The sequence below is a fragment of the Novosphingobium sp. genome (assembly GCF_031417815.1).
Classification (GTDB): Bacteria; Pseudomonadota; Alphaproteobacteria; order Sphingomonadales; family Sphingomonadaceae; genus Novosphingobium.
Map to the genome: position 1 here is coordinate 1 of NZ_JANOWI010000023.1, position 19,711 is coordinate 19,711.

At 63.4% G+C, this 19,711-nt stretch carries 20 protein-coding genes; 8 read left to right on the forward strand and 12 right to left on the reverse strand.

The features are described 5' to 3' along the window. The 3 genes from RMN99_RS05935 to RMN99_RS05945 form a co-directional block, all read left to right on the forward strand. Positions 1–1,032, forward strand: a 1,032-nt coding sequence (locus RMN99_RS05935; RefSeq protein WP_309622380.1) for a S1 RNA-binding domain-containing protein, incomplete at its 5' end; no start/stop codon positions are given. A 153-nt stretch (positions 1,033–1,185) separates the two neighbouring features. Next, positions 1,186–3,315, forward strand: coding sequence for a hypothetical protein (locus RMN99_RS05940; RefSeq protein WP_309622381.1), 2,130 nt, complete (start codon positions 1,186–1,188; stop codon positions 3,313–3,315). After that, positions 3,312–4,007 carry a DUF3142 domain-containing protein gene (locus tag RMN99_RS05945; protein ID WP_309622382.1) on the forward strand — a complete coding sequence of 232 codons (696 nt, stop codon included), beginning with the start codon at positions 3,312–3,314 and terminating at the stop codon, positions 4,005–4,007. Before RMN99_RS05940 ends, RMN99_RS05945 begins: the two co-directional genes overlap by 4 nt. A 135-nt stretch (positions 4,008–4,142) precedes the next feature. Here the strand turns inward: RMN99_RS05945 and RMN99_RS05950 are convergent, their stop codons facing one another. From RMN99_RS05950 to RMN99_RS05965, 4 genes are read right to left on the reverse strand one after another with little or no spacing between them, the layout of a single operon-like run. Then, a complete protein-coding gene (locus RMN99_RS05950; protein WP_309622383.1) occupies positions 4,143–6,056 on the reverse strand; it encodes an acetyl/propionyl/methylcrotonyl-CoA carboxylase subunit alpha in 1,914 nt (637 codons plus the stop codon). Further along, positions 6,057–6,638: a hypothetical protein gene (locus RMN99_RS05955; protein WP_309622384.1), complete on the reverse strand. Its 582-nt coding sequence runs from the start codon at positions 6,636–6,638 to the stop codon at positions 6,057–6,059. It lies immediately after the preceding gene. 8 nt (positions 6,639–6,646) lie between these two features. Further along, positions 6,647–8,248 (reverse strand): carboxyl transferase domain-containing protein, encoded by a 1,602-nt coding sequence (locus RMN99_RS05960; protein ID WP_309622385.1) that lies wholly within the window; start codon positions 8,246–8,248, stop codon positions 6,647–6,649. Continuing rightward, positions 8,245–9,414 (reverse strand): acyl-CoA dehydrogenase family protein, encoded by a 1,170-nt coding sequence (locus RMN99_RS05965; protein ID WP_309622386.1) that lies wholly within the window; start codon positions 9,412–9,414, stop codon positions 8,245–8,247. Before RMN99_RS05965 ends, RMN99_RS05960 begins: the two co-directional genes overlap by 4 nt. Before the next feature lie 128 nt (positions 9,415–9,542). Between RMN99_RS05965 and RMN99_RS05970 the strand changes: the two genes are divergently transcribed. From RMN99_RS05970 to RMN99_RS05980, 3 genes are read left to right on the forward strand one after another with little or no spacing between them, the layout of a single operon-like run. Then, positions 9,543–11,042, forward strand: a complete 1,500-nt coding sequence (locus RMN99_RS05970) for a phospholipase D-like domain-containing protein (protein ID WP_309622387.1) — start codon at positions 9,543–9,545, stop codon at positions 11,040–11,042. Next, positions 11,039–11,647, forward strand: a complete 609-nt coding sequence (gene folE / locus RMN99_RS05975) for a GTP cyclohydrolase I FolE (RefSeq protein WP_309622388.1) — start codon at positions 11,039–11,041, stop codon at positions 11,645–11,647. Before RMN99_RS05970 ends, folE begins: the two co-directional genes overlap by 4 nt. A 26-nt stretch (positions 11,648–11,673) precedes the next feature. Further along, on the forward strand, positions 11,674–12,084 hold the full coding sequence (locus tag RMN99_RS05980) for a PaaI family thioesterase (protein ID WP_309622389.1): 411 nt from the start codon (positions 11,674–11,676) through the stop codon (positions 12,082–12,084). A 145-nt stretch (positions 12,085–12,229) separates the two neighbouring features. Here RMN99_RS05980 and RMN99_RS05985 read toward each other — a convergent pair whose 3' ends face one another. Next, complete coding sequence (locus RMN99_RS05985; protein WP_309622390.1) at positions 12,230–12,709, reverse strand: peroxiredoxin; 480 nt, start codon at positions 12,707–12,709, stop codon at positions 12,230–12,232. A 180-nt stretch (positions 12,710–12,889) separates the two neighbouring features. On the opposite strand from RMN99_RS05985, the gene RMN99_RS05990 reads away from it, so the two are divergent. Together RMN99_RS05990 and ahcY are read left to right on the forward strand one after the other, a co-directional pair. After that, positions 12,890–13,342 (forward strand): S-adenosyl-L-homocysteine hydrolase, encoded by a 453-nt coding sequence (locus tag RMN99_RS05990; RefSeq protein ID WP_309622391.1) that lies wholly within the window; start codon positions 12,890–12,892, stop codon positions 13,340–13,342. Between the two features lie 120 nt (positions 13,343–13,462). Then, on the forward strand, positions 13,463–14,869 hold the full coding sequence (gene ahcY, locus RMN99_RS05995) for an adenosylhomocysteinase (RefSeq protein ID WP_309622392.1): 1,407 nt from the start codon (positions 13,463–13,465) through the stop codon (positions 14,867–14,869). An 18-nt stretch (positions 14,870–14,887) separates the two neighbouring features. On the opposite strand, the gene RMN99_RS06000 is transcribed toward ahcY, so the two are convergent. From RMN99_RS06000 to RMN99_RS06030, 7 genes are all read right to left on the reverse strand, one after another. Beyond that, entirely contained in the window at positions 14,888–15,286 is a 399-nt protein-coding gene (locus RMN99_RS06000) for a PIN domain-containing protein (RefSeq protein WP_309622393.1), read from the reverse strand. Then, positions 15,283–15,543, reverse strand: a complete 261-nt coding sequence (locus RMN99_RS06005; RefSeq protein WP_309622394.1) for a type II toxin-antitoxin system prevent-host-death family antitoxin — start codon at positions 15,541–15,543, stop codon at positions 15,283–15,285. The genes RMN99_RS06000 and RMN99_RS06005 overlap by 4 nt, the downstream gene beginning before the upstream one ends. Before the next feature lie 65 nt (positions 15,544–15,608). Then, positions 15,609–16,658: a substrate-binding domain-containing protein gene (locus RMN99_RS06010; RefSeq protein ID WP_309622395.1), complete on the reverse strand. Its 1,050-nt coding sequence runs from the start codon at positions 16,656–16,658 to the stop codon at positions 15,609–15,611. Positions 16,659–16,667: 9 nt separating this feature from the next. After that, on the reverse strand, positions 16,668–17,450 hold the full coding sequence (locus tag RMN99_RS06015) for an SDR family oxidoreductase (protein WP_309622396.1): 783 nt from the start codon (positions 17,448–17,450) through the stop codon (positions 16,668–16,670). Between the two features lies 1 nt (position 17,451). Beyond that, on the reverse strand, positions 17,452–17,988 hold the full coding sequence (locus tag RMN99_RS06020) for an NUDIX hydrolase (protein WP_409035236.1): 537 nt from the start codon (positions 17,986–17,988) through the stop codon (positions 17,452–17,454). A gap of 191 nt (positions 17,989–18,179) precedes the next feature. Beyond that, entirely contained in the window at positions 18,180–18,863 is a 684-nt protein-coding gene (locus RMN99_RS06025) for a hypothetical protein (RefSeq protein WP_309622398.1), read from the reverse strand. 9 nt (positions 18,864–18,872) lie between these two features. Next, positions 18,873–19,697 carry a TPM domain-containing protein gene (locus RMN99_RS06030; RefSeq protein WP_405029547.1) on the reverse strand — a complete coding sequence of 275 codons (825 nt, stop codon included), beginning with the start codon at positions 19,695–19,697 and terminating at the stop codon, positions 18,873–18,875. Positions 19,698–19,711 lie beyond the last annotated feature (14 nt).

A 19,711-nucleotide genomic window follows, 5' to 3' on the forward strand; every position in this document is an offset into this window, starting at 1 on the left:
TCGTCGATGGCCACCGTTTGCGGCGGTGCATTGTCGATGATGGACGCCGGAGTGCCGATCAAGCGCCCGGTTTCGGGTATCGCGATGGGGCTGATCCTCGAAGGCGACAATTTCACCGTGCTGTCTGACATCCTGGGTGATGAAGATCATCTGGGCGATATGGACTTCAAGGTGGCCGGGTCGTCTGAAGGCATCACCACGATGCAGATGGACATCAAGGTTGCCGGGATCACCCGCGAAATCTTCGAAGCCGCGCTGCATCAGGCCAAGGACGGCCGCGCGCACATCCTGGGCGAAATGACCAAGGCACTGGGCACGTCGCGGACTGAGCTTTCGGCCCACGCGCCGCGCATCGAAACCTTGCAGATCGACAAGTCGAAGATCCGCGAAGTGATCGGCACCGGCGGCAAGGTGATCCGCGAAATCGTCGCTGAAACCGGCGCCAAGGTCGATATCGACGATGAAGGCCTGATCAAGCTCAGCAGCAGCGATCCGGCACAGATCGAGGCCGCACGCGCCTGGATCCTGGGCATCGTCGAAGAAGCCGAAGTCGGCAAGGTCTATGACGGCAAGGTTGTCACCATCGTCGATTTCGGTGCTTTCGTGAACTTCATGGGCGGCAAGGACGGTCTCGTCCACGTCTCTGAAATGCGCAACGAACGCGTCGAAAAGCCGACCGATGTGGTTTCCGAGGGCCAGGCTGTGAAGGTCAAGGTTCTCGAAATCGATCCGCGCGGCAAGGTTCGCCTGTCGATGCGCGTCGTCGATCAGGAAACCGGTGCCGAGCTGGAAGATACCCGTCCGGCGCGCGAACCGCGCGGTGATCGCCCCAGCGGCGATCGCGGTGATCGTCGCCCTGGCGGCGGCAGTGGCGGTGGCCGCGGCGGTGATCGTGATCGTGGTCCGCGCCGTGATGGCGGCGGTGATCGTGGACCCCGGCGCGAAGGCGGCGGCGATCGCGGTCCTCGCCCCGATCGCGATGATGGCCCGGCGCCCAGCCACATCCCGGCGTTCCTCAAGAACGACGACTGATAACAACTCTAGCCCCTCCCGCTTGCGGGAGGGGTTGGGGTGGGTCTTGCGCAAACACACATGAAGGGGGCTGCTGCGGCGGCCCCCTTTTTGCTTGCGCGTGGGGCGCAAACGCGGGAATCATCGCGGCCTGGCATGCGGATGGAGGCGGGGATGAAGGCGTTTGGTTACAAGGCATTGCTGGCGGCAAGCCTGATCGCCGGTTCAACAGCCGCTCTGGCCTGTTCGGACAGCAGCTGTTATCCCACCTGGAAACTGTTCGGCAGCGGCAATAGCTGTGAGGGCCGCGGATTTCTGACCCCGGGCAATGATACCCGGATCAACCTTGCGTTCCTGCTGGCCGATCGCGGCGGGCCGAACACGGTCTCGCGGCCCTATCCGAAGGACAGCTATGATACCGCCGGGTACGGGGACGTATTTCTCGATCCCGCAGCGGCGGCCTATTATGCGGTCAGGACCGGAAAAGAGGGCGAGCAGGCCAGCGAAACAGCACCCTATGCCGGAACCCGCTGCGCAGGGTTTGCGGCGGCCAGCAAAGCCTTGGCGGCAGCCATGCAGGCCAGCAAAGGCTTGCCAGTAGCCGAAGCCGCTGCCCTCAAGGCCGCGCGGTCGGTTTCCGAAGTAACTTGCACCAGTGGCAATGATGGCGTCGCAAGGGCGGGCTTGGACGCTTGGCCTACTGTATCAAGCCGGCCCGGCCGCGAATTCCTCGGCTACATCCAGGCCGCCGATGCCTTTTATGCCGGGCAGTGGGACCAGACTCGCAGCGCTCTGGCCGCAATCGGCAGTGCCAGCGATCCGTGGGTCAGGGAAACTGCCGCATATCTCTCGATCCGGACCGAATATGCCGCCGCGCAGGCTGGCGCATTCAGCGAATACGGTGATTTCGATCTCGCCAAGGTTGATCGGTCTTCGGTCAGGCGCGGACTGGTGGCCAATGCCGCCTATCTCAAGGCTTGGCCCAGCGGGCGCTATGCTGCCTCGGCGCAAGGACTGGTGCGGCGCGGGCTGTGGCTGGCGGGGGACAACGCCTCGCTGGCCAGGGAATACGAACGCGTGCTCTCCACCATCGATCCATTCGATCCGGCAGCGGGCGATCTGGTGTATGAAGTGGACAACAAGTGGCTGTTCAGCCCATCGGCCAGTGCAGTGCCGCCCCAAGGCGCGATGGTGCTGGCGGTGCAGGATCTGATGCAAATGCGCCGCGCGGCTGATCCGAGCGGCAAGGAGTGGCTCTCGCCAACGCTTTCCGCCGCGCAGCTCGATGCCCAGAAGGAGGTCTTCGCCGCGCAGCCCGAGCTGTTCTCGTTCCTGCAGGCCACCCACGCGTTCTATATCGGGGGCAACCCGCGCAAGGTGCTGACGCTGTTGCCCGATGATGCCAAGCAGGCCCGCTACACCAACCTTGCGTTCAGCCGCCAGGTGCTGCGCGGGCAGGCGCTGGCTTCTCTCAAGGATCGTAACGAGGAGGGCTTTTGGCTCGATCTGCTGGGCGGAGCCAAGGGCCAGTGGCAACGCCCCACGGTAGAACTGGGGCTGGCGATGAACTGGGAGCGCAGCGGCAAGCTGGCTTCGGTGTTCGCCAAGGAATCGCCAATCACCGAAAGCCTGATCCGCCGCCAGTTGATTCTCAATGCTGCCGCTCCCGATATGCTGCGCGGTAACGCGGCAGACAGCTCCCGGCCGCAGTACGAACGCGATCTCGCGGTGTTTACGCTACTCCACAAGGATCTGACCCACGGTGACTTCGCCGCCTTCGGCAAGGATCAGGCGCTGGTCCGGCCCGGCGCGGGCACCGATGGCTACATGTATTACCTGCCCGATCAGCAGGATCTGCCACTTGGCCTGTTCACCAAGGGCAAGTGGTCCGATGGCTATTCGTGCCAGGCTTTGGCGCAGACCGCGAAGGCGCTGGCCGTCAATCCGCAGGCGGTGAGTGCGCGGCTGTGCCTGGGCGATTTCTGGCGGCTCAACGGCTTCGATCAGGTGGACATCGGCGATACGCCGCGCAAGGCGGATGAACTGGGCGGCTTTGCCGATCTGTTCCCGGGCAAGTCCACGCCGCGCAGTGCGATCTACACCAGCGTGATCGCCAATCCCAAGGCGGCTGGCCCGGACAAGGCCTATGCGCTGTACCGCGCGGTGATGTGCTATGCGCCGGGCGGCAACAACACCTGCGGCGGGGCGGATGTGCCCAAAAGCCAGCGCAAGGCGTGGTACGATCAGCTGAAGCGCGATTACCCCTCAAGCCAATGGGCCAGGAAGCTGCGCTACTTCTGGTGAAACGCGCTGCGCTTTCCCTGCTGGCGCTGCTGACCGCCTGTAGCGGACAGGCCCCCGCGCGGGTCGATCCGGCGGACTACGACGCGTTTTTCCTGTGGGCCGGGGTCAAGCCAAGGCCGGAGTTGGCGCGGGCCAAGACGCTTTACTTGCTGGCCGGTGAAGTGCGGCGGACCAGCGGTTTCGTCTCGCTGCGCGGCGTGCCGAAGGTCAAGCAGGCCGAGGTCTGGCTGGTGGTACGCACGGCACGGCTTGATTGGGACGCGGCGGTTACCACGCGGGTGCTGCGCGAACTGGCGCGCTGGCAGGCAGCGGGCAACCGCATGGCCGGGCTGCAGATCGATTTTGATAGCTCCGCCAAAGGGCTGGCAGATTATGCGGCGTTCCTCGAGGCCCTGAAAGCCAGACTTCCCGCCGGACAGAAACTGTCGATCACCGGACTGATGGACTGGAGCGCCAACGCTGATCCCGCTGCGCTGGGCTTGCTGCGCGGCGTGGTCGATGAAGTGGTGGTGCAAAGCTATCAGGGCCGCAGCACGATCCCCGATTACGAAGCCTACCTCGCCAAACTCGCCCGAGTGCCGGTGCCGCACAAGGTTGCCTTGGTTCAGGGCGGGGAATGGCGCGAGCCTGCGGCGTTGATAAGCGATCCGCTGTTCCGCGGTTATGTGGTGTTTCTGGTCAACGCGAAGTAGCGAGGCAGATCCTCCCCGGAACGGGGAGGGGGACCGCCGGAACGGCGGTGGAGGGGGTTGGCCGAAACACGCGGCGCAAGGACGATAGCCCCCACCACCATGCTGCGCATGGTCCCCCTCCCCGTTACGGGGAGGCTATTCCCCCGCCTCGATCCGCGCCAGCAAGGCCTCAACCTGCACCTGCCCGCCGGGCGTGGCGTTCAGTTCGGTCACCACACCATCGAACGGCGCAGTCAGCGTGTGCTCCATCTTCATCGCCTCAAGCGTCAGCAGCTTCTGGCCCTTGGTCACCGCCTGGCCTTCGCTCACCTCAACCGCGATGATCTTGCCCGGCATGGGGGAGAGGATATCGCCATCGTGGGCGGAATGGTGGGCACCGCCATCGTGCCGGAAGGGGCGCGTTTCGAAAGCTGCTCCGTCGGCGAACAGCATCGTAACCTGTCCCAGTTGAGACCAGCCGCCCGGCCCATTCAAATAGTCCCATCCGCCATCAGGTTGGTAGTCGACAGTGGTCTCGTCCCCGTTCACGAGCAGTCGAGCTTTGCAATTAAGTGGGGCATTGAGCCGAAAGCCGAGCAGTCCGCTGAGTCTGTCGAAGTCTGGATCACCTACCCGGCCCTGCACAAAATCATCGTGGAATATCGCGTTGTCAGCCGCTGCCTGGAGTAAGGCTCCAGGCGGCTTTGGTGCCTCGGTCAGTACATCAAGGTTGGCCGCGATAAAGCCCGTTGTCACATCGCCCGTAACGAACTCGGGCCGATCCAATAGCCGAGCAAGAAACCAGGCATTGGTTTTGACCGGCTCGATCGAAACACTGCGGCACGCCTGCGCCAAATCGGCGATGGCCAAGTTCCGGTCAGAGGCTTTCACTACGATCTTTGCGATCATGGGATCATAGAACGGGCTAACGGCATCGCCCTCCTCGACACCAGTCTCGATCCGGGTGCCTTCGCCGAACCGCAGCAGATCTAGCGGCCCGGTCGAAGGCAAAAAACCGGTTTCCGGGTTTTCGGCATAAAGCCGCGCTTCCATGGCCCAGCCGTTGATGCTGAGTTCCTCCTGCCGCAACGGCAGCGGTTCGCCGCTGGCCACGCGCAGTTGCCATTCGACCAGATCGACCCCGGTGATTTCCTCGGTCACCGGGTGTTCCACTTGCAGCCGGGTGTTCATTTCCATGAACCAGATCCGGTCGGCGCGCAGGCCTTCGCTGGCGTCCGCAATGAATTCGATCGTGCCCGCGCCTTCATAGTCCACCGCCTTTGCCGCGCGGACGGCGGCGGCGCAGACGGCTTCGCGGGTCGCTTCGTCCATGCCGGGGGCGGGGGCTTCCTCGATCACTTTCTGGTGGCGGCGCTGCAGGCTGCAATCGCGCTCGAACAGATGGACCACGTTGCCGTGGGCATCGCCGAACACCTGCACTTCGATGTGGCGGGGGGAGAGCACGTATTTCTCGATCAGGACGTGGTCATTGCCGAACGAGGCGGCAGCCTCGCGCTGGCATGAGGCGAGGGCGTCGGCGAAGTCCGCCGGCGCTTCAACCAGCCGCATCCCCTTGCCGCCGCCACCCGCCACCGCCTTGATCAGCACCGGATAGCCGATCTTGGCGGCTTCATCGGCGAGGTGTGCGGGGTCCTGATTTTCGCCCAGATAGCCCGGCGTGCAGGGCACCCCGGCGGCCTGCATCAGCTTCTTGGCCGCATCCTTCAGCCCCATCGCGGTGATGCTGGCGGGCTTCGGCCCGACCCAGATCAGGCCGGCATCGATCACGCTTTGCGCAAACTCAGCATTCTCGGACAAAAAGCCATAACCCGGATGAATCGCCTCAGCCCCGGTGGCCTTGGCCGCAGCGATGATCTTCGCCCCCACCAGATAGCTTTCGCGCGCCGGGCTGGGGCCGATATGCACCGCCTCGTCGGCCTGCCGCACATGTAGCGCCTTGGCGTCAGCATCGGAATAGACCGCCACGGTGCGGATGCCCATGCGGCGCGCCGTGCGGATGATCCGGCAAGCGATTTCGCCGCGGTTGGCGATGAGGAGGGATTGGATCATTTAATCCTCGAAATCCCGCACCGCGCCCTTGGTATTGAGGAGAGCGTGTTTGCCCAAGAATTTTATGAGGATCATTTCGATTTTGTTACAAGTGTCAGCATCAGGCACATGGAGAAATGCTCCCCGTACAACCAGCGGCTCTTTAAACCAAAACCGTGACATGTGATCCTTAACGCGCAGTCTGACACTCTTGGTGGATTTTCCGACATATACAGGCCGATCAGTGATGTCGTAGAAAACGTAAATGCCTGACTCTTCAGGCACAGTTTCTAAATCACTTGGGGTAAAATCTGACCACTCGTATCCTGGAATCGTCTTTGATTCCGTCTCGCTCACCTCTTCCACGGCCTTTGGAATCTTTGATTGGAGCGCTTTGGCAAGCTTTTTTCTCGTTTCATCACGAGGCGAGCGCGTATTGCCCTCAACGATGTTCCAAATACCGACATAAGTAATTCCACTCATCTCTGCCAGGCGGGCAATGCTCACATCTTTTTCAGCCATTTTGTCGCGGAGCCAATCCGAGAAACTATACTCGTCGTCTTTCGTAGGGAAAGACTCCAGTTCTTCATCTTCAATTTTCATATCGTTCCTCACATCCTGAACACCCCAAACGCCGGCCGCTCCGCCATCGGAGCCTCCAGCGCCGCCGCCAAGGCCAGCCCCAGTACATCCCTGGTCTGCGCCGGGTCGATCACCCCATCATCCCACAGCCGCGCGGTTGCGTAATAGGGGTTGCCTTCGTCCTCGTATTTGGCGCGGATCGGGGCTTTGAACGCCTCGGCCTGTTCGGGGGTCCAAGTCTCCGCATCGCGGTGGACGGTCGCCAACACAGACGCCGCCTGCTCCCCGCCCATCACCGAAATGCGGGCGTTGGGCCAGGTGAACAGGAAGCGCGGGGAATAGGCCCGGCCGCACATGCCGTAGTTGCCCGCGCCGAATGAGCCGCCGATCAGCACGGTCAGCTTGGGCACAGAGGCGGTGGCGACGGCGGTGACCAGCTTGGCGCCGTGCTTGGCGATACCTTCCGCCTCATACTTGCCGCCGACCATGAAGCCGCTGATGTTCTGGAGGAACAGCAGCGGGATCTTGCGCTGGCAGGCCAGTTCAATGAAGTGCGCGCCTTTGACCGCGCTTTCGGAGAACAGCACGCCGTTGTTGGCGAGCACCGCCACCGGCATGCCCCAGATATGCGCAAACCCGCAGACCAGCGTGGAGCCGTAGAGCGCCTTGAATTCGTGAAATTCGCTGCCATCGACCAGCCGGGCGATCACCTCATGCACATCGTAAGGTGCGCGGACATCGTCGGGCACAACCGCGTAGAGTTCCTCGGCGTCGTACTTGGGCGCGCGCGGGTCTTTAAGCGGCAGGCCATGCTCGTGGCGCGGGCCGAGGTGTGAAATGATATCGCGGACGATAGTCAGCGCGTGTTCGTCGTTTTCGGCGAGGTGATCGACCACGCCGGACTTGCGTGCGTGGAGATCGCCGCCGCCCAGATCCTCGGCGCTGATTTCCTCGCCGGTCGCGGCCTTGACCAAGGGCGGCCCGGCCAGAAAGATCGTACCTTGCCCGCGCACGATCACGCTTTCATCGCTCATCGCCGGAACGTAAGCGCCGCCAGCGGTGCAGCTGCCCATCACGCAGGCGATCTGGGGGATGCCCTTGGCGCTCATCTGGGCCTGATTGTAGAAAATCCGCCCGAAGTGATCCCGGTCGGGGAAAACCTCGCTCTGGTGCGGCAGGTTGGCCCCGCCGCTGTCGACCAGATAGATGCACGGCAGATGGTTGGCCTCGGCAATCTCCTGCGCGCGCAAGTGCTTCTTGACCGTCATCGGGTAATAGGTGCCGCCTTTGACCGTGGCATCGTTGGCCACGATCATGCACTGGCGGCCCGAAACCCGGCCGATCGCGGTGATGATCCCGGCCCCGGGGATTTCATCGTCATACATCCCGCCTGCCGCCAGCTGCCCGATCTCGAGCAAGGGGGAGCCGGGATCGAGCAGGCGTTCGACGCGCTCCCTCGGCAGCAACTTGCCGCGCGCGGTATGGCGCTCGCGGCTCTTCTCGTTGCCGCCCAGCGCGGCCGCAGCCACCTTTGCGCGCAGTTCTTCGGCCAGCGCCCGGTTGTGCGCGGCGCGGGCCTGCGCCTGCGGGTCATCGGGATTGAGTGTGGTGGTAAGGACGGGGGCGCTCATCCTGCCGCCCCGATCAATTCGCGCCCGATCAGCATCCGCCTGATCTCGTTCGTCCCCGCGCCGATGTCGAGCAGTTTGGCATCGCGCAGATAGCGTTCGACCGGCCAGTCCTTGGTATAGCCCGCGCCGCCCAGCGCCTGCACCGCTTCGCCGGCAACGCGGAAGGCATTTTCGCTGGCGAGCAGGATCGCGCCGGCCGCATCGAACCGGGTGGTGTGCCCGGCATCGCAGCTTTTGGCGACGGCATAGGTGTAGGCCCGGGCCGATTGCAGCGCGACGTACATATCCGCCACCTTGGCCTGCATCAGCTGGAACGCGCCGATCGGTTTGCCGAACTGCTTGCGTTCGCGAAGGTACGGAATGACCACATCGAGGCAGGCCTGCATGATGCCAAGCTGCAGCCCCGCGAGCACCACACGCTCATAATCCAGCCCGCTCATCAGCACGCCCACGCCGCCGTGCAAGGGCCCCATGATGCGGTCTTCAGGGATGATGCAATCGGTGAACACCAGTTCCGCCGTGGGGCTGCCGCGCATGCCCATTTTGTCGATCTTCTGGCCGATGCTGAAACCCTCGTCGTCCTTCTCGATCAGGAAGGCGGTGATCCCCCGGCTCGCCGCTTCGGGCGCGGTCTTGGCATAGACCACCAGGGTATCGGCGTGGCCAGCGTTGGTGATCCAGAACTTGGTGCCGTTGAGCAGATATCCGCCCTGCGCTGCTTCAGCCTTTAATTTCATCGAGACGACGTCCGATCCGGCCCCCGCTTCCGACATGGCGAGGCTGCCGACATGTTCGCCGCTGACCAGTTTGGGGAGGTACTTCGCCTTTTGCTCGTCATTGCCCCAGCGGCGGATCTGGTTGACGCACAGGTTGCTGTGCGCCCCATAGGAGAGCCCGATCGAGGCGCTGGCGCGGCTGACTTCCTCCACCGCGATCACATGATCGAGATAGCCCAGGCCCAGCCCGCCCCATTCCTCTTCAACGGTGATGCCGTGAAGACCAAGATCGCCCATCGCGGTCCACAATTCGTCGCGCGGGAACCAGTCTTCGGCGTCGGCGCGCGCGGCCAGCGGCGCGATTTTTTCATCGGCAAAGCGGCCCGCCGCCGCGCGGATCATCATCGCGCTTTCGGGCAGGTCGAAATCGAAATCGGGGGTGGCGCGCAAGGCCGCTCTCCTGCAGGTGAGTAATTTTATTGCGCAGGTTAACAGCACCCTTGCACCGGGCGCAACCATTCAATGCAGCGCCAAACGCGCAGGTGACGAAGCCGCCCGGTGCCGATAAGAGGTGGCCCATGGAGCCAGACGAATCCGCATCGCCATCGGTCTGGCGCTTCGCCCGGGCGAGCCGGGCGCATGTCGTTGTCGATGCGGCGGACTATTATGCGCTGATGCAAAAGGCGATGATTGCAGCGCGCCAGCAGATCCATCTGATCGGCTGGGATTTTGATACGCGCATGCATCTGGGGCCGGGCCGGCGGCTGTGGAACCTGCCGCGCCGGGCGGTGGCTCCGGCCCGGCTGGGGCCTTTCATGATCTGGCTGTGCGAACGCAACCGCAACCTTGATGTGCGCGTGCTCAAATGGAACTTCGGCGCGCTCAAGTTCATTTTTCGCGGCACCATGATCATCGATCTGCTGCGCTGGTTGCTGCACCGCCAGATCGTGTTCAAATTTGACGGCGCGCATCCGCTGGGCTGCAGCCATCACCAGAAAATCGTGGTTATCGATGATACGTTTGCCGTGTGCGGCGGGATCGACATGACCAGCGATCGCTGGGACACGCCGGAACACCGTGAGCAGGATCCGCGGCGCCGGCGGCCCTACAGCAACAAGCTCTATGGCCCGTGGCACGACCTGACCATGCTGGTTGAGGGAGCGGCGGCTGGCGCGCTTGGTGACCTTGGCCGGATGCGCTGGGTGATTGCTGGCGGCGATCCGATCAAGCCGTGTCAGCCGCAGCGCGAAACGGCGTGGCCGGTTCATCTGAAGGCCGAATTCGAAGACGTCGAGATCGGCATTGCTCGGACCCGGGCGGCGTGGCGCGGCGCGCCCGAACAGCGCGAAATCGAGCGCCTGTTTGTCGAGCATATCGCCCGATCCAAAAAGCTCATCTATGCTGAAAGCCAGTATTTCGCCTCGCGCGCGGTGGCCGAAGCGATTGCCGAACGCATGGCGCAGCCCGATCCGCCCGAGATCGTGCTGATCAACCCGGTCAGCGCCGAAGGGTGGCTTGAACAGGCGGCGATGGACGGTGCGCGGGTGCAATTGTGCCACGCGATCGGCGCTTATGATCCCGGCAACCGGTTCCGCATCTTTGTGCCGCACAATGCCGCCGGCACCCCGATCTATGTCCATTCCAAGGTGATGATCGTCGATGATGAAGTGCTGCGGATCGGCTCGGCCAATATGAACAACCGGTCGATGGGGCTGGATAGCGAATGCGATATGTTCATCGATGCAGCGCGCGCGGGCAATGCGCATGCGGCCAAGCCAATCGAGCGGCTACGCTTCAAGCTGCTGGCTGAACACACCGGCATGACGGTAAAGGCAGTGCAAGCGGCGCTGGCCGAAAATCCGTCGATGATTGCCTTGATCGAGGGTGCGCCCAGGACCGGCAAGCGCCTGGAACAGTTTGCCTTGCGCGAACTGACCGAAACCGAACGGACCGTGGCAGACCAGGCGCTGCTCGATCCCGAACGGCCCGAACAGCTGTTCGAGCCTTTCAGCAAGCGCCGAGGGCTGTTCAGCCGCAGCGGATTGCTGAGCCGTGCCCGCGAATGGAGACGCAAATGAGCTGTGATCACGATGGACCCGACGAAGGCCCGATGGACAAGATCCCGGTGCCCGACAATGTGCAGGAGGCGATCCGCACGCTGATCCGCTGGTCGGGCGATGATCCCGCGCGCGAAGGCTTGATCGATACGCCGGCGCGGGTGGCGCGTGCGTGGAAGGAATACTGCGGCGGCTATGAAAGCGACCCGGCCCAGCACCTGGGGCGCCAGTTCGAAGAAGTGGGCGGCTATAATGAACTGGTGCTGCTGAAGGACATCCCCTTCCAGTCACACTGCGAACACCATCTGGCGCCGATCACCGGCAAGGCCCACATCGCCTATATGCCGCACCAGAAAGTGGTGGGGATTTCGAAGCTGGCGCGCGTGCTTCAGGGCTTTGCCCAACGTCTGCAGATCCAGGAACGGCTGACCGCCGAAGTGGCGCAGTGCATCTGGGACAACCTTCACCCGCAAGGCGTGGCGGTGGTGATCGAAGCGCAGCACGGCTGCATGACCGGGCGGGGCGTCAAGACGCCGGGCGTGGGCATGGTCACCAGCCGGCTGATGGGCTGTTTCCTTGACGATCAGAGCAGCCGCAAGGAAGTGCTCAGTCTGATGGGGTACTGAGCGTGGCCGGGCTGCCGGATCCCGTAATGAGCACTGCCGATCTGGCGGCGTTCTTTCGCGAGGCCTTTCCTGGTGACGAGGGTCCCCCGCATGACGATGTGATCGAGATCCGGCAGGGCTGGGCGCGGCTGAAATTCGATCCGGTGGCGCGCAACCTGCGCCCGGGCAACCTCGTCTCCGGCCCAACCCAGATGGGGCTGGCCGACCGCGCCGCCTATGCGGTGATCCTCGCGCACATCGGCCCGGTCGCCATGGCGGTGACCAGCAACCTCAATTTCTCGTTCCTGCGCGGCGTGCAGTTCCGCACGCTCCACGCCGATGCGCGGCTGCTCAAGCTGGGGCGGCGGCTGGCGACGGTCGATGTGCAATTGTGGCAGGACGAGCCTGACAACCTGGTTGGGCAATCGACGGTGACTTACGCGTTGCCGGGCGGCTGAGCCTGCAGGATCGCTTCAAAGCGCAAAGAACCCTTCCCCATTGGGGAAGGGTTGGGATGGGGGTTCGACCGAGGAATCAAATCGAAACCTTGAGCCCCCACCCCCAGCCCCTCCCCGCTGGGGAGGGGGGAAGTGAATGCCAAGCCTAAAGCTGACCCAGCATATGTTCCGCGCTCGAGACGTTGAATTCGCCCGGCGCTTCGACGTTGAGCTGTTCGACCGTGCCGTCGTTTACCACCATCGAGAAACGCTGGCCGCGCTTGCCGAGGCCAAAGGCGCTGCCGTCCATCGTCAGGCCCAGCGCTTCGGCGAAATCGCCATTGCCATCGGCCAGCATGGTGATCTGGTCAGACCCGGAAGCCTTGTTCCAGGCGCCCATCACGAACGGATCGTTGACCGCGGTGCCGACGATTTCGTCGATCCCTTTGGCCTTCAGATCAGCCGCCTTATCAACGAAGCCGGGCAGGTGCTTGGCCGAGCAGGTTGGAGTGAAGGCGCCCGGGACCGAGAACAACGCCACGCGCTTGCCGGCGAAATAGTCCGCACTCTGCACGGCTTCGGGGCCCTGTTCGGTCGCCTTGACCAGCTTCACGTCGGGCAGTTTGTCGCCAACTGCAATGGCCATGTTCGTTCTCCTTCAAAGGTGCGGGGGGAATGCCTGTCGAGATCAGCATATAGGGCGGCTTTGGCGCGCCGCAACGGCCCAAATCGCGGTTAATTTCGCTTTACCGCCCCGCTTCAACAAGCGGTAAACGTGTTTGGGCACAGTGAGTCTTGCGGGGAACACCCCGGAGGGAGACTGCACATGAACTTCAATCGGGTCGCGGCATGCCTTGCCGCAGCGGGACTGCTGGTATCGTTTCCGGTCAGCGCCGGAAGCTTCAGCCAGGCTGAAAAGCTGCGCAAGCTGGACATCATGCTGATGGTGACGGGGCTGCGCTGCCGCACCACTTCGGACAATTTCAACCGCGAATACGGCCGCTTCACCACCAATCACCTGTCCGAACTCAACGCCGCCGCCGCGACGATGAAGAAGGAAATGGTCGCCCGTTATGGTGCAGCTGCGGCCAACCGGGCGCTTGACCGGCTGAGCACGCAAATGGCCAACCAGTATGGGCAGGGGCATCCGTGGCTGGGCTGCCGCGAGCTCAAGCAGGTGGCAGGGTCGCTGGCCGACATGCGCGGGGTAGAACCGCTGCAGGCCGCCGCTGACGAACTGCTCGACAATCGCGCGCGGAGCCTCGCCTGGCTGCGCTGATCGCGCTCCGCGCAAAAACACATAAGGAATTCTTTATATTTGCCTCCGAAGGGGCGAGCGGCTAAGGGCGGCGTCATTGGGCGCAGGCCCTTAGTTTGTTTCGAACCCAGGAGTTTGCCCGTGGCCACTGCCGCAATTACCGCCCCGGATCATGCCGTCGCCGACCTGTCGCTGGCCGATTTCGGCCGCGCCGAGATCCGCATCGCCGAAACCGAAATGCCCGGGCTGATGGCCCTGCGCGAAGAATTCGGCGCCTCGCAGCCCTTGAAGGGCGCGCGCATCGTCGGCTCGCTGCACATGACGATCCAGACCGCGGTGCTGATCGAAACGCTGACCGCGCTGGGTGCCGAAGTGCGCTGGGCGACCTGCAACATCTTTTCGACCCAGGATCACGCCGCCGCCGCAATCGCTGCCACCGGGGTGCCGGTGTTTGCGATCAAGGGCGAAAGCCTGACCGACTATTGGGACTATGTCGGCCGGATCTTCGATTGGGGGGACCACACCGCCAACATGATCCTCGACGATGGCGGCGATGCCACCATGTTCGCGCTGTGGGGCGCGCGGGTCGAAGCGGGCGAACCGATGCTCGAGCCCAGCAATGCCGAAGAAATTGAATTCGTCCGCGCGCTGAAGGAGTTTCTCAGGAAAAAGCCGGGCTACCTCACCATGTCGGTCGCGCACATCAAGGGTGTTTCGGAAGAAACCACCACCGGGGTGCACCGGCTTTATCAGATCGCCAAGGACGGCAAGCTGCCGTTCCCCGCGATCAACGTGAATGACAGCGTCACCAAGTCGAAGTTCGACAACCTTTATGGCTGCAAGGAAAGCCTGGTCGACGCGATTCGCCGCGCCACCGACGTGATGCTGGCCGGCAAGGTTGCCTGCGTGGCCGGCTTCGGCGATGTCGGCAAAGGCAGTGCGGCCAGTCTGCGCAACGGCGGCGCCCGCGTGATGGTGACCGAAATCGATCCGATCTGCGCGCTGCAGGCGGCGATGGAAGGCTACGAAGTCGTAACCATGGAAGAAGCGGTAACCCGCGCCGATATCTTTGTTACCGCCACCGGCAACGAGGACGTGATCACCGCCGAGCACATGAAGGCGATGAAGCCGATGAGCATCGTCTGCAACATCGGCCACTTCGACAGCGAGATCCAGATCGCCGCGCTCGACAATTACAAGTGGACCGAGGTCAAGCCCGGCACCGACCTGGTCGAGTTCCCTGACGGCAAGCAGATCATCGTGCTGGCCAAGGGCCGGCTGGTCAACCTGGGCTGCGCCACCGGCCACCCCAGCTTCGTGATGAGCGCCAGCTTCACCAACCAGACGCTCGCCCAGATCGAACTGTTCACCAAGAACGACGAATACGAAAACCGCGTCTACGTGCTGCCCAAGCACCTCGATGAAAAGGTTGCGGCGCTGCATCTGGAAAAGCTGGGGGTCAAGCTGACCACGCTGTCGAAGAAGCAGTCTGACTACATCGGCGTTCCGGCGCAGGGTCCGTTCAAGCCCGATCACTACCGCTATTAAACAAAACCGCGCGGGCGCTTACTCGGCGTGATACGCCAAAGGGTGCCCGCGCAGCTTTTCATCGCGAGTGAACAGCTTGAGGCCGGTTTCCTGCGCGATGGTTAGCAGCAATGCGTCGAACGGATCGCCGTGCTGGATCGGCGAACGTAATTCGCTGGCGGCGATTTCAGCGGTTAGATCAACGCAAGCGATGTTGACCGAACGCAGCCCGCGCAGGATCTGTAGCGGACTAGCTTCGCCCTTGCGCTCGCCCGAGACGAATCTCCGTTCCCATTTGATCTGTAGTTCCCAGATCGATGCGCTCGCAAACGCCAGTTCGTTGTCGGGATCGACAAGGACACCGAACTCGGCGGGGCGTAAACGATCGCGCCGGAGCGTTAACCACAAGCAATAATGCGAATCGAGCAGCAGCCTCAATCTTCAAGCCCCAGCACCTTGCGGCTATAGACTGGATCATCGAAATAGTCGGGAAGCTCAACCTCAATATCGTCGAGCCCCTGTTCCTTCAAATAGGCGTCGAGTGCCTCGAAATTTAGCTTGCACTTCTTGGCTCGTGCAGGGATCATTTCAGCCACGATCTTGCCATGCTTGGTGATGATGACTTCTTCGCCGCGTTCAACCGCAGCAACCGCAGCCGAAATCTTGGCCTTGAATTCGCGGATCGACATTTCCATCGGACTTGCTCCTTGGCTGCAAGGTAGCACTGGCAAAGTGTGACTACAAGTAGTCACACTTTGCTCTACGCCTTGCGCGAACTCTCGCGCACCAGCAGCCGCACCGGCACGCGGCGGGCTTCGTGGGGTTCGCCGGCGATGGCCGCGATCAGCTTGTCGACCATCATTTCGCCCGCGGCGCGGAAATCGGGTTCGACCGAGGTGAGCGGCGGGGCCGAATAGGCTCCGGCGCGGATCCCGTCGAAACCGACCAGCGCTACTGTGGCGGGAACGGCCAGACTGCGGGCGTGCAATTCATCCAGCGCGCCCAGCGCGATCGGATCACAGACCGCGAACAGGGCGTCGAATTCGGTACCTTGCTCGATCAGTGCCGCCACCGCGCGCTGGCCCTGTTCCTCGCGGGCGTGGCCCTTGTCGATCGCGATCAGCACCGGTTCCAGCCCGGCGGCGCGCATTTCTTCGGCATAGCCGTCATAACGTTCGCCGAACTGGCGCTGAGGCGAGGTTTCCGAACCGATGCAGACGATCTTGCGGCAACCCTGTTCGATCAGGTGGCGGGTGGCGAGCCGTGCCCCGCCGTGATTGTCCGAGCGGATCCATTCAACATCGTCAAACGGTGCCCCCCAGCACACCCAATGCATGCCCTGGCTGCTGAGCGCGCGGAAATATTCCCACGCCGAATAGTTCTCGGTCGTCCCGATCACCGCCAGCCCATCGGCCTTGCGCTGTTCCTGATAGCGGCCGTTGAAGTTTTCCGGCCCGTCCTGAAAGCTTACCAGCGTTTCGTATCCGCGCAGCGATGCCGCGCCGCACAGCGAGGCGAGCAGCGCGGAGTGGAACGGGTTGAGGTCCTTGCGGTCTTCTCCGGGGCGGCAGACCACCACAACGGCGAGCGTGCCGGTGCGCCCGGTGCGCAGCCGCGCGGCGTTTTCATCGACGAAATAGTTGAGCTTGCGGGCCGCCTCGGTCACGCGCAGCCGGGTCGCTTCGCTCACCACCGGATCGCCCGCCAGCGCGCGGCTGACGGTCGATTGGCTGACCCCTGCTTCGGCCGCGACATCGAACGATGTAACGCGGATCTGGCGCGGGCGCGGCTTGGTGGTGTTCTCTCCCATTGACCCCGTTTACATCGCCGAGATGCCGCCGTCGAGTTTCAGCTCGGCGCCGGTCATGAAGCGGCTTTCGTCGCTCGCCAGATAGAGCACGCCATTGGCGATATCGTCGGGCTGGCCAACACGCCCCAGCGGGATCTGGCGCGCCAGTTTGTCCATGATCACCTCCTTGGATTTGCCGGTGGAGGCGACCATGCCATCGAGGATCGGGGTATCGATAAAGGTCGGGTGGACCGAATTGCTGCGGATATCCCAGCCCATCTTGGCGCAGTACAGCGCTACCGATTTGCTCAGCATCCACACCGCCGCCTTGCTGGCGTTGTATCCGGGCATGGTATCGCTGGCGATCAGCCCGGCGATGGATGAGATGTTGACGATCGATCCAGGCTGGCTTTCCTTCATCAGCGGCAATGCCTTCTGACAGCCGAGGAACACCGATTCGACATTGATGGCAAAGCCGCGCTGCCAATCGGCCAGGGTGCAGGTCTCGATATTGCCGCGCACGCCCACCCCGGCATTGTTGACCAGCACCGAGAGGCCGCCCATCAGTTCGGCCGCAGCCTCGATCGCTTCGACCCACTGGTCTTCCTGCGTCACATCGAGCGCCACGGCGTGGGCATGCCCGGCCCCCAGCGCCACGTTGATCGCATCGGCCTGCGCCGCGGCGCCCGAGGCGTTGATATCGGCCAGCAGCACCTGCGCCCCTTCGCGCGCCAGCATCATCGCCTGCGCTGCGCCAAGGCCCTGTGCCGCGCCGGTAATCAAAGCCTTTTTGCCTGCAACGCGTCCGCTCATGTCATTTTCCTTCCAGTAGATGCGGAGCCAGCAGCATCAGCAGCCTGACGTCAATCCCCAATCCGCGCGCGCGGGCCATTTCCACGAATTGCGGCAAGTGCGCGCGGGCAACGCGGTGGACGGTGATATTCTCGCCCTCGGTGCCGCCGCCGGGGCCAACCTTGGTCAGGCCGTGCGCGCGCACCAGCGAGAAGCTTTCGCTGACCATGCCGGGAGAGGAATAGAATTCACCCAGGCTCTCGATCCGTGCGGCGCGGTAGCCGGTTTCTTCTTCCAGTTCGCGCGCGGCGGCATCCAGCGCGTCTTCACCTTCGCCGCCATCATCATCGCCGATCAGACCGGCTGGTAGTTCGAGGCAAAGGCGCTGCAGCGGCACGCGGTATTGTTCGACCAGCAGCACGTGGTCCGCATCATCGATCGCAACGATCACCGCAGCCCGGATGCCGCGCGCACGGGTGACATATTCCCACTTGCCGCGGGTCCGCGCGGTGATGAATTTGCCCGCCCAGCGCACTTCCTCGGGTTCGTCGGTCATCATCACTCCTCACCGCCAACGCCGTCACCCTGAACTTGTTTCAGGGTCCATCGCGCCAGTTGCCCATCGCTCGCCGAGGAGCGCCAGACGGTGCGACATGGCTACGCGACACGCATCGGTCTGTGCGGAGAAATGGACCCTGAAACAAGTTCAGGGTGACGATTCTGGTGGGAATTCCCGGTGAGGGGGAGGCGCTAAACCTCGATCAACCGGTCGGGCAATTCGTTTATGTCGCCTTCAGCGCGCGGGAAGTGCTGCGCCAGTACGGCGCCAACCGCTTCGATCGCCAGCACCAGACCATGTCCGGCGCGCCCTTGGCGGATTTCGCCGATCAGGCTGGCCATCGCCGCGCCCCATACTTCGGGCGGAACCTGGCTGGAAATGGCTTCATCGGCGACAATCTCGGCACGGTGTTCGGCCAGGCTGAGGTAGATCATCACCCCGGTGCGGCCATGGGTGCGGCGTTCCGCGCCGATCTTGAAACTGGTCACCGCACGGGCGCGCACCCGGCGATGTTTGAGCGCGCCGGGGACCAGCGCCAATCGCAGCGGCTTCCACAGCAGGATCAGGTACATGCCGATGAATTTCAGCACCACCGCGACCAGTGCCAGACCCAGCACCTCGCCCGGGTGCCAGTCTGTCTGCCACCCGCCGGTGAAGCGATCGATCAGCGCGAGGTAAAACGGCGAGAACCAGCCCAGCACGGCCAGCGCCGCAAAGGCCGCAAAGGCCGACCACCACAGCGCGACATCGTGGTACTGGTCTGACCGGTCGGCCATGATCGTCACGATCTCGCCTGCGGTCTGCTCTTCAGCGCGGGCGACCGCTGCGCTGACGGCGCTGCGATCGGCCTCGGTCAGAATGAATTTGGCTGCCATGTGCGCCTCCTACCAGCTGCCCGACGAGCCGCCGCCGCCGAAGCTGCCGCCGCCGCCGCCCCAGCCGCCGCCGCCACCGCCGCCGCCCCAGTCACTTCCGCCGCCGCCACCGCCGCGGCTCATCCCGTCAAGCACGTTCCACAGGATAATCGGCCCCAGCCCGCTCGAATGATAGCGCCGTCCACCGGCCAGGCGGCGGATCATCGGGATCACGAAGAACAGCGCGAAAATGATCAGCCAGATGATGAAGCCGGGATCGATTCCGCTCGATTTCGTCGCCTTGGCGGCCTGTGCGGCCACCTGCTGCGCCTGATCCGGGGGAAGCTGCAATTGCGCGATCAGCGCGTCGGCACCCGCTTCGATCCCGCCGGGCATGTCCCCGGCCTTGAACCTTGGGACAATATCGCGGCGGATGATCTGCGATGACAGCGCGTCGGTCAGCGTGCCTTCAAGCCCGTAACCCACCTCGATCCGCACTTTGCGCTCGGCCGGGGCGATCAGCAGGATGGCGCCGTCGTTCTTGTCCTTGTCGCCGATCCCCCAGGCCCGGCCCAGCTGGTAGCCATAGTCCGAGATTTCATAGCCTTGCAGGTCGGGCACGGTCGCCACCTGCAATTGCCGTCCGCTTTGCTGGTTGAAGGCCGTCAGCTTTTGCATCAGCCGCGCCTCGACATCATCGGGGATGACGTTGCCGGCATCGACTACCGGACCGGTCAATTGCGGAAAGGTCTGCGCGGCCGCCCAGCCGGGGACGAGCAGGGCGGCCAGCATCAGCAGGCCGCCCAAAATGCGAGCCAGTACGGGAGCCGAAGCGGCGAAGGGGCGGGGCCCCATGGTCATTTTCGCGT